The organism is Nitrococcus sp., from assembly GCF_059432795.1.
In genome coordinates, this window is the sequence record NZ_JBXWZQ010000146.1 from 1 (window position 1) to 8,057 (window position 8,057).

The 8,057-nt window shown below is 61.0% G+C and carries 8 protein-coding genes; 3 read left to right on the forward strand and 5 right to left on the reverse strand.

From position 1 onward, the window contains the following. The 5 genes from AC52Q4_RS10655 to AC52Q4_RS10675 form a co-directional block, all read right to left on the reverse strand. Positions 1-255, reverse strand: a 255-nt coding sequence (locus tag AC52Q4_RS10655; protein WP_495536777.1) for a hypothetical protein, incomplete at its 3' end; no start/stop codon positions are given. Positions 256-357: 102 nt separating this feature from the next. Continuing rightward, positions 358-1,455 carry a PstS family phosphate ABC transporter substrate-binding protein gene (locus AC52Q4_RS10660; protein WP_495536778.1) on the reverse strand — a complete coding sequence of 366 codons (1,098 nt, stop codon included), beginning with the start codon at positions 1,453-1,455 and terminating at the stop codon, positions 358-360. A gap of 187 nt (positions 1,456-1,642) precedes the next feature. Continuing rightward, positions 1,643-2,170, reverse strand: coding sequence for a SixA phosphatase family protein (locus AC52Q4_RS10665; RefSeq protein WP_495536779.1), 528 nt, complete (start codon positions 2,168-2,170; stop codon positions 1,643-1,645). A gap of 7 nt (positions 2,171-2,177) precedes the next feature. Continuing rightward, complete coding sequence (locus AC52Q4_RS10670; RefSeq protein WP_495536780.1) at positions 2,178-2,807, reverse strand: GNAT family N-acetyltransferase; 630 nt, start codon at positions 2,805-2,807, stop codon at positions 2,178-2,180. Further along, entirely contained in the window at positions 2,808-3,593 is a 786-nt protein-coding gene (locus tag AC52Q4_RS10675; protein WP_495536781.1) for a sterol desaturase family protein, read from the reverse strand. Positions 3,594-3,817: 224 nt separating this feature from the next. Between AC52Q4_RS10675 and AC52Q4_RS10680 the strand changes: the two genes are divergently transcribed. The 3 genes from AC52Q4_RS10680 to AC52Q4_RS10690 all read left to right on the forward strand — a co-directional run. Then, positions 3,818-4,432, forward strand: a complete 615-nt coding sequence (locus tag AC52Q4_RS10680; protein WP_495536782.1) for a TetR/AcrR family transcriptional regulator — start codon at positions 3,818-3,820, stop codon at positions 4,430-4,432. Positions 4,433-4,674: 242 nt separating this feature from the next. Next, positions 4,675-6,219, forward strand: coding sequence for a Ppx/GppA phosphatase family protein (locus AC52Q4_RS10685; RefSeq protein ID WP_495536783.1), 1,545 nt, complete (start codon positions 4,675-4,677; stop codon positions 6,217-6,219). 269 nt (positions 6,220-6,488) lie between these two features. After that, a partial coding sequence (locus AC52Q4_RS10690; protein WP_495536784.1) for a CYTH and CHAD domain-containing protein occupies positions 6,489-8,057 on the forward strand: 1,569 nt, incomplete at its 3' end.

The window sequence follows — 8,057 nt, forward strand, 5'->3', positions numbered from 1 at the left end:
GAAAACCGGCGTCCACTGCGTATCGGTGAGAAAGTCAAGGAGCGAAACCTGCTCGAAAAACGGGATCGAATCACGGATCAGCACATAGACGATGCCGAGCGTCACCAATACCGAAGCCGCGGCGGCATTGAACAACAGCCAGGCGGCAAGGCGGTTCCACATCGCCCGGCGACGCAGGAATGCCTCGGTGGCACCGCCAACCAGACATTCGTAGTCACCTCGGGCAGCAACCGACGATGATGGAATCGAAGACATGGCCGGGCCTCTGCGGTGAAAAGTACGTGCGAAGCGGCAGCGCACCGCCCCGCACGGCATTTTGTCGTTACACGATGCTTGTTCGTCTGGGCTACGCGATGCTTATTGTCTGGGCTTGCGGGCCATCAACTCCTCGATGCCCACACCCACCTCGGCCCCGTGGAAGACGGTACCGGTCACGCGGTGCTCAAATTTTTCGGCGGCCATGTCATAGGCCTTATCGGGCAGGGGCACATAACCCACTTCCTTGACGAGCGGCGCCGCATGCTTCTTGTTCATATAGAATTCGACGAACCGGGCGACGTGCGGCTTCGTGTCGGCCGAGTGCTTGTTCACGTAGATAAAGATCGGCCGCGAGAGCGGTTGGTAGCTGGCGTTCTTCGCATTCTCCAGCGACGGAGACACCGGCTCGCGGCCTTTCCAGGCGATCGGCACGGCCTTTAGCTTGCCCTGATTTTCCTCGTAATAAGCCAGTCCGAAGAAGCCCAGCGCATTTCTGTCGTTGGCCACGCCCTGCACCAGCACGTTGTCGTCCTCGCTGGCAGTAAAATCGCCGCGGCTCGACTTATCGTCGACGATGGCCTCGACGAAATAATCGTAGGTACCGGAGTCGGTGCCGGGGCCGAACAAGGCCAGAGGACGATCCGGGAACCCGGGACGCACCTGGCTCCATCGCGTGATCTTGTCCTGGGCCGCGGGCTCCCAGATTTTTCTCAGCTCGGCGACACTCAGCTGATCGACCCAGTCATTCTCGGGATTGACGACGACCGTCAAGGCATCGAGGGCCGCGGGTAATTCGATATATTCGATCCCATTCTGGGCACAAAGCGTCTTCTCGGAGTCCTTGATCGGGCGCGAGGCGTCGGAGATGTCCGTATCGCCACGGCAGAACTTCTTGAAACCACCCCCGGTGCCGGAAATGCCAACGGTAACCATGATTTTCCCACGCTCGGCCGCCTGAAACTCTTCGGCCACGGCTTCGGTAATGGGGTAGACGGTGCTCGAACCATCGATTTTCACCAGGTCTCTGGCATGGCTGGCAACGCTGACCGTGGCGGCCAGCGACATCAAAACAGCAGCAACCTTGTTCATAATTTCCTCAAAGACTCGATCCAGCGTGAACCACCGGCGATTCTGGAGAGGCAAAATGACGAAAAGGTGAAAGGAATATTGCCGATTGATGACAAAGAGGCGGGGCATGCAAAGTCGACGGCAGCACGACGGCCACCCACCGTTGGGCTTGCGCTAAAGAACGGAGCAGCTCAGCTGCCGCCTGGAAAGGGTTACGCGCGATCCACCGCGAGGCGGCGCCTCTCCCGGCCATGGCGGCGAAGCGGACTCAGGGGATCCTGATCCATCAGGCCCTAGTCTGCTGAGAAGGGCCGGATCAAACCGGAACGGGACCATCGAACTCGCGCGGCCGAATGAGGGCGAGCAACCGGGCGCGACCGCGCTCGAGCCGGCCCCAATCATCAGGCATCGCGAGATGCGCGAGTGCCGCGGTGGGAAAGGCGGGCGCTTGTGATTCGCCCGGTATGGCCTGGCCTATAAGGTAAACCACCAGATCCTCGCAGCCCGGATTGTGGCCGACGAGCATAATCCGGTCGTTGCCGGCGTCGGTCTCGGCAAGCACGTCGAGAAGAACGCCGACGTCCGCTTCGTAAATCGCGGCCCTCCAGGAAATGATCTCCGCTGGAAGCCTCGCGTGGCGGCACAGACCCAGCGCCGTCTGCTCGGCGCGCCGCGCCGGTGAGCTCAAGACGCCATCCGGCAAGCAATCTTGCTCGCGCAACCAACGACCCATGCGCTTGACGGCCTTGCGGCCGCGCTTGGCAAGCGGACGATCGAAATCGCTGGCCGCTTTGCCGTCCCAGTCCGATTTGCCGTGGCGGAAGATCAACAACTCGCGTGACATCACGGACCTACCGCGCCTTCGTAAGCAGAACCCAGTGTTTACCCGGATTGTCCCAGGCATCCTTGACCATGCCGCGCTGCGCACGCTCCCTGTAACCGCATCGTTCGTAGAGCCGGCGGGCACCGCTATTCGCATCCGAAACGATGATGCTTAGCTCGTTCCGCCCCGCGCATTCCGCCAGGCGCTCCGCGATCCGGAGCAACTCGGCGCCATACCCCTTACGCCGGGAGTGCGGATACGCCGCCAGCACGTTGACATACCAGGTCCCGGCCGCGAGGTCTTCGAGCTGTTGCATCGGCACGAACATCGCTGGCAGGTCATCGTAGACGCTCGGGTCAGGCTCCTCAGCCAGCGGGTAGCCGATGAGGCACGCAACCACGCAACCGTCGTCTTCCCTGACGACGGTGTTGCGGTACGAGAAAGCTCCGCTGTCCCGACGGGCGCGCTGCCGTCCCACGTCCCAGGGAGATTGCTCCGGCTCTGCCAAGTTCGTCCAAAGATACAGCGGCAATCCCTCGCCGGCGAAGTTGACCAGTTCCGCCATGGCGTCGGCATCCGCGGGCGTGGCTGCGCGGTACGGAGCCAGAAACGGCTGCCGGTGCAGGTTCTCGGTCGATGTTCCGCCGTAATTCGTCATCTACGAGACCTCCTTGAGCGGGGCTGTTTCGGCAACGTCCGGCCTCGAGACGTCCCGGAAGGTCAGCATGTCGAAAATTCGCGCCGAGGCGCCATGGTAGAAGCCGGTATCCATCTCAAAACGCTGCGGGTTGCGAAACGTACCGAAAATCATGTCGAAGATCGGCATATCTGCATAATTGTAGCGGTGCAGACCCCGCCCGTGATGGATTGTGTGACTCTCCGGGCGCTGCACGATAAAGCCGAGCCAGCGCGGCGTCCGGATGTTCGCGTGCTGAAAAATCGCCATGAACATGGATGCGAAGAGGAACAGCGTGATTGCCTCGGGCCTCAGACCGACCACCAGCGAGAGACTCAGACTGCTCAGGAACGTGAAACCCGCCATGTCGAGGGGACTGAAATAAAATGCGCCGTAGGTGTCGAGCCGTTCGGCGCTGTGGTGCATCTGGTGGAAGCTGCGCCAAAGCCAATTCGTTTGATGCATTGTTCGATGCCAGGTATAGAGCAGCGCGTTGTAGATCAACAGGCCGATGATTGCGCCCGATACAGCGCCTATGGCACTCAGATCGAAGAGCCGATGCTCCGCGAGGTATCCATCCCAGAGCATCGGCAGGTAGGCCGAGAGATAGAAGTAAACGACGAACGAGCCGAGCGCACGCATCGGCCAACCGGCAACCCGAGGAAGGCTGCGAGCCGGGAAAACTGCCTCCCACAACATCAGGAACCCGTAAAGCGCGAGGACCCCGAGCGAGGTCGGGTTCAACAATATCTCCGCAGGCGTTGGCATGATCTTTCCCCCCTGCCAGGTATTCGAGAAACTGGAAAGATACCGACCGGTTAGTAACTAATATGCTAGAATGCCGACTGATTCCGATCTAGTGGACAATCGGTGCTTTTTTGCAGAAATTTTGTTATTGCTTATTTATTCAATAAGTTTAAATAGATATTTCGCGCTTATTCTCGCGTGAACGAGCGTTCAACAGAAAGAAACCATACGGTAGGTACAGTTTAGTGGCGACCAAAGGCGAACAGACGCGCGAGCATATACTGGCGACAGCCGAGGAGTTGATCCTGCAATGGGGTTACTCGGGCACATCGATCGAACGGATCATCGGTGAGTCGGGTATCACCAAGGGCGGCTTTTTCTACCACTTCGACGGTAAGAACGACCTGGCGAAGCATCTCATTCTGCGCTATCTGGAACAGGACGCCGTTTTCTTCAACGGCTTGCTCGAGCGCTCGCGCTCCCTCACGGAGGACCCGTTACAGCAGTTGCTGATATTCCTGAAACTGCTCGCCGAAGCCATGGCGGACCTGCCCGGGTCTCACCCTGGCTGCCTCGTGGCGTCATTTACCTACGAGTCCCACCAGTTCGATGCGCAGGTGCGCCGGCTCAATGCCGAGGGCATATTGTCGTGGCGGCGAATTTTCTCGGAACAACTGACGGCGGTCCTCGAAAAATATCCGATGAAGATCGAGCAACCGCTCGATGGCCTCGCCGACATGCTGACCTCTATCATCGAAGGCGGCATCGTCATATCGCGCTGTCTCGACGACAAGGACATCTTGCCGAGCCAGATTTTGCAGTTCCGAAACTACATCCGGCTGCTCTTCGAAGACGCCTAGCCATGCTCGGAACCGCCTTGCGTGCCTCCAGGCAGCCGCAGGCTCCGCGCTACGAGAAAGCTGCCCGGGAGCGGCGCAACCGAGGTTGGAATTCACCGGCTGCCTTGCCCTCATACGCCGTTGCCTCCTGGCGGATCATCGGCAACGCCGGTGGCATGACAGGTTCGATTCGCGAGGCAAGCGCACTACAATTCGGGATACGCTGATAGCCTCCCGCAACATCTGGGTTATTGCAGGCATTCATGGTCGCCGACACTGACCGCCTCGAGGCCGACGGCTCTGAGAGCCCGCCGAGCGATAATGCAGCCAAGGTGATCGCAGCGATCGACCTCGGCTCCAACAGCTTTCACATGAAGGTGGCACGCGTCGCGGGCGGCCAACTCGCCGTAATCGACCGTATGCGCGAGTCCGTGCGTCTTGCGGCCGGGTTGAACGAGCACAACGAGCTCGATGCAGCGGCCTGCGAGCGCGCGCTCGGTGCCCTGGAGCGCTTCGGGCAACGGCTGCGAGACGTGTCCTCCGCGAACGTGCGTGCCGTGGGGACGAATACCTTTCGCCGCGCGCATCGCGCCACGGCCTTTTTGGGCAAAGCCGAGCGTGCGCTCGGTCATCCCATCGAAATCATCTCGGGTCGCGAGGAAGCACGGCTCATCTATCTCGGTGTCGCTCAAAACACGGGCCAGACCACGGGGAAGAAGTTGGTGGTCGACATCGGCGGCGGCAGCACCGAGCTGATCATCGGACAAGCGCTGGCGCCGCTCAGTACGGAAAGCCTGTACATGGGCTGCGTGAGCATGAGCCGCGAGTTCTTCGCCAACGGCGCCATCGATGCCTTACGCATGCGCCGGGCCGTGCTCGCGGCAAGGCAGGAAATCGAATACATCGAGGAGTCTTACCGCCAGATCGGCTGGGATGTCGCCATCGGGTCGTCCGGCACCATCAAAAATGTCTGGCAAGTCATTCAAAACGAAGGCTGGAGCCGCAAGGGAATCACGCCCAAGGGGCTCGGTAAGCTGCGCGATGCGCTGATCGAGGCGGGGCGAGCCGACAAGTTGCGATTGCGCGGCCTGCAGGCCGAGCGCGCGCCCGTATTCGCCGGCGGCGTGGCAATTCTCCTGGCCGTCTTCGAGGGTCTGCGGGTGCGTCGCATGAACCGTGCGGACGGCGCGTTACGAGAGGGGCTCTTGTACGATCTGATCGGCCGGCTGGAGTACAAGGATGCACGCGGGGCGAGCGTTGATGACTTGAGCCGGCGCTACCGCGTGGATCAGAAACAAGCACGTCGGGTCGCCGCAACGGCGGGCGCCCTTCTCGAACGGGTCGCCGGACCCTGGGATCTCAACGGTAAGCGCCACGCCCAACTTCTGCAATGGGCCGCGCGGCTGCATGAGATCGGCTTGGACGTTGCCCACAGCCAGCATCACAAGCACGGCGCCTACATCCTGCATCATGCAGACTTACCTGGGTTTTCCAATCAGGAGCAAGCCGAGATCGCGGTACTCGTGCGCGTGCATCGCCGTAAGTTCGCCCCCGAGGTGTTCGACGCCATGCCGCGGGGCCGGCGCACGTCTCTCTACCGGCTTGCCGTGCTGCTGCGCCTCGCCGTCGTCCTGCATCGGGGCCGACACGCGGTGGACCTCGACGGTTTGGCGGTGAGCGTCGGCCCGACCTCGCTTGGCCTTGCCTTCCCCGGTGGATGGCTGGCCGGACACCCCCTGACTGAGGCCGATCTTGCGCGTGAGGGTGATTATCTCCGCGCTGCCGGAATGACGCTTCAAGTGAGCTGAAAACCGCTTCGGCCACCAAAACCGGCTGAGCGTCTGCGCTTTTTTTTCAGGCCCCTTCCGCCGACCTCTCACCGTGCAAGAGCAATCGCCCTCGGAACGTATTATCATGTAAGGGTTATTTTATTATCGCAGGGAGAGCCGCCACTCGCGTCCGGGCTCGATCCTCGCGCCGTGAAAGACACGGCTTGCCGGCGCGGGAGACGCTGTCACAACGATGCAATCACCGTATGGCACTCTCGTGCGGCGCGCCTGTGAATACGAGTGGTTTGGTGTCGGTCATTCGCTCATCTTACGAGACGGCTGTTCCCCTCGGCTTCTCTATCCCGTCCCGAGCCGAGGGCGAGCGTGTGCTCGAGGCCTTGGCGTCGATGTTTCCAATCCGTCAAGGGCATGACTCGGCTCATCGTGTCGTCTTTTTCGACACGTTCGACTGGCGACTTTATAGGCGGGGAATGACGCTGTCGCAGCAGGCGAGCGATCAATACAGCGCCCTCAGACTCGAAACGCGCGATGATTCCATAGAAGAGCGCCTGCCGCGCTCCGGCGCACCCGCCTTTGCCCAGGATCTCCCCAACGGCCCGATTCTCGAGCGGATCGCCCCGGTGATCACCGTGCGGCGTCTGCTACCCCGCGTGGCGATCGAGGCGAACACCAGACGTCTCGAAATTCTCGACGGGAACAGGACCGCCGCCTGCGTGCAGCTTATAGAGACGCGCGCGCAGGATCCCGAGACCGCTGATCAATCGCAAGCCCTCGCAGCGAGGCTGCAGGTGGCCACGGCCCGAAGTGGCTCTCCGGCGTTACTGCGCCGCATCGCCCGGCATCTCGAATGCGACTTCGGACTTGCCCCGACCACGCCTGAGACCTTCCACGAGGCGCTTGCGATCATCGGATGCAAGCCCGGCGCCTACCGCTCCAAGCCCGATATACGCCTTGATCCGACCATGAGCGCGGGCGATGCCGCGATCCTGATTTGCCGGACATTGCTCGATACCCTGCAGGTCAATGAAGCCGGCGTTCGCCGGGATCTCGACGTGGAATTTCTGCATGACTTCCGGGTCGCCGGACGTCGCACCCGCACGATTCTCACATCGCTCGGCAGGTTGTTCGAGCCGCAACTGCAGGATCATTTCCGCCAGGAGTTCCGATGGCTCGGCTCGGTGACCGGGCCCGTGCGGGATCTGGATGTGCATCTCCTGCACATCAGCGAGCACTGCGCGAACCTACCCGAGGCAGCACGGAAGGATCTCGCTCCGCTTCACCGATACCTGCGCCGCCACCGCGCCGCCGAGCGTCGTCGTTTGACGGGCGCCCTGCGCTCGAAGCGCTACCGTGCGCTGATGGATTCATGGCGCGCCTGCCTCGAAGGTTCGCGCGGCGAGTTTCTGGCCGAACCAAACGCCCGGAAACCGATTAGCGAGGTGGCCTCAAAGCGCATCTGGCGGACCTACCGTAAAGTGGTGAAACGCGCTGCCGCCATCACGCCGAATACGCCTGCCGAGACGTTGCACAAGCTGCGCGTCGAGTGCAAAAAATTGCGCTATCTTATTGAATTATTTTACAGTCTCTACGATCCTGAGGATATCGAACCCGCAATCAAAGAACTCAAGCGCTTACAGAAAAACCTGGGGAATCTCAACGACCTCGTAGTTCAGGAGACAAAGCAGCGGCGAACGGCCCAAGAGATGGAGCAGGAAGGCCTTGCTTCCGGGGATTGCCTGCTCGCCATGGGCGGACTCATAGCAGACCAGGCGCGAAAACAGCACAAGGAACGCCGGCGATTCACCAGATGTTTCACGCGTTTCAATAAACCGCAAAATCGCAAGCGCTTCCGACAA

Coding starts and splice junctions, on each gene's coding strand:
- AC52Q4_RS10660 (WP_495536778.1), bottom strand. CDS start 1,455: ATGCCCCGCCTCTTTGTCATCAATCGGCAATATTCCTTTCACCTTTTC.
- AC52Q4_RS10670 (WP_495536780.1), bottom strand. CDS start 2,807: ATGACGAATTACGGCGGAACATCGACCGAGAACCTGCACCGGCAGCCG.
- AC52Q4_RS10675 (WP_495536781.1), bottom strand. CDS start 3,593: ATGCCAACGCCTGCGGAGATATTGTTGAACCCGACCTCGCTCGGGGTC.
- AC52Q4_RS10685 (WP_495536783.1), top strand. CDS start 4,675: ATGGTCGCCGACACTGACCGCCTCGAGGCCGACGGCTCTGAGAGCCCG.
- AC52Q4_RS10665 (WP_495536779.1), bottom strand. CDS start 2,170: ATGTCACGCGAGTTGTTGATCTTCCGCCACGGCAAATCGGACTGGGAC.